General features: G+C 66.5%; 1 protein-coding gene. It reads left to right on the top strand.

Annotated elements, in window-relative coordinates; genetic code table 11:
• Positions 1-13: 13 nt before the first annotated feature.
• On the top strand, positions 14-218 hold a 205-nt coding region (locus tag B2Z70_RS11920; RefSeq protein ID WP_292983524.1), incomplete at its 3' end, for a FliM/FliN family flagellar motor switch protein.

A 218-nucleotide genomic window follows, 5' to 3' on the forward strand; every position in this document is an offset into this window, starting at 1 on the left:
CGATCCCGAGCCCATGGGCGAGCCCGCCAATGGCGCCGCTCAGGCGCTGATTGACGAAGAGGTTCGCACCGCGGTGGACCTGGCGCCCGTCTTCGACGTGCCGGTCAACATCTCTGCGGTCCTGGGCAAGGCCCATGTGGATGTGAACTCGCTGCTGCGGCTGACCTCGGGCTCTGTGCTCGAGCTGGACCGCAAGGTCGGCGAAGCCATCGACATCT

This window comes from Oceanicaulis sp. UBA6590, assembly GCF_002433705.1.
Classification (GTDB): domain Bacteria; phylum Pseudomonadota; class Alphaproteobacteria; order Caulobacterales; family Maricaulaceae; genus Oceanicaulis.